General features: G+C 66.9%; 2 protein-coding genes. Both read left to right on the top strand.

The features are described 5' to 3' along the window. The first annotated feature begins 42 nt into the window (after positions 1-42). Positions 43-393 carry an ABC transporter permease gene (locus ACFXKA_RS43015; RefSeq protein ID WP_379431913.1) on the top strand — a complete coding sequence of 117 codons (351 nt, stop codon included), beginning with the start codon at positions 43-45 and terminating at the stop codon, positions 391-393. Positions 394-404: 11 nt separating this feature from the next. After that, positions 405-1,216, top strand: an 812-nt coding sequence (locus ACFXKA_RS43010) for an ABC transporter ATP-binding protein (protein WP_379431912.1), incomplete at its 3' end; no start/stop codon positions are given.

Raw genomic sequence — 1,216 nt, 5'->3', positions numbered from 1 at the left:
GTCCTCGGCTGGACACAGATAGCCCGTGTCGCCGGCTGATCGGTGCTTACCATCAAACAGGCGGACTATGTGATGGCGGCCAAGGCGCTCGGCGCCTCGACCACCCGCATCCTGCTCCGGCACATCATGCCCAACGCGATCGCCCCGGTGATCGTGGTGGCGACCATCGCCCTCGGCGGTTACATCTCGGCCGAGGCCACGCTGTCGTTCCTGGGAATCGGCCTCGCCGAGCCCACCGTCTCTTGGGGCGTCGACATCTCGTCGGGCCAGGAGCAGCTGCGCAACGCCGCGTTCGTCCTGATCATCCCGTCGGTGATGGTGTCGATCACCGTCCTGGCGTTCATCATGCTCGGCGATGCGGTACGCAACGCCCTCGACCCGAAACTGCGCTGAGGGAGGCGTACATGACCATCATCGACAAGACGGCGGACGTTCCTTCTCCTCGCGGTTCGGATACCAGTGGCACCCCGCTGCTCGAAGTCCGCGACCTGCACGTGGAGTTCCACACCCGTGACGGTGTGGCCAAGGCGGTCAACGGAGTCAACTACAGCGTCAGCGCCGGTGAGACCCTCGCCGTGCTCGGCGAGTCCGGCTCCGGCAAGTCCGTGACCGCGCAGGCGATCATGGGCATCCTGGACATGCCGCCCGGCAGCATTCCCCGCGGGGAGATCCTCTTCCGCGGCGAGGACATGCTCAAGATGGGCAGCGAGGAGCGGCGGCTCATCCGCGGCCGGAAGATCGCGATGATCTTCCAGGACGCGCTGTCCTCGCTCAACCCGGTGCTCTCCGTCGGCTACCAGCTCGGCGAGATGTTCCGCGTGCACCAGGGCCTCTCCAAGAAGGAGGCCAAGGCCAAGTCCATCGAGCTGATGGACCGCGTGCGCATCCCGGCGTCGAAGGAGCGGGTCAACGACTACCCGCACCAGTTCTCCGGCGGTATGCGCCAGCGCATCATGATCGCGATGGCGCTCGCCCTGGAGCCCGACCTGATCATCGCGGACGAGCCGACCACGGCGCTGGACGTGACGGTCCAGGCGCAGGTCATGGACCTGCTGGCGGAGCTGCAGCGCGAGTACAACATGGGCCTGATCCTGATCACCCACGACCTCGGCGTCGTCGCCGACGTCGCGGACAAGATCGCGGTCATGTACGCGGGCCGGATCGTGGAGACCGCCCCGGTCGGCGAGCTGTACAGCCGCCCGGCCCACCCGTACAC

This window comes from Nocardia sp. NPDC059228 (genome assembly GCF_042754245.1).
Taxonomy (GTDB): domain Bacteria; phylum Actinomycetota; class Actinomycetes; order Mycobacteriales; family Mycobacteriaceae; genus Nocardia.
Note: the sequence above shows the minus strand (reverse complement) of the source record. Positions and strands in the feature narration are given on the sequence as shown.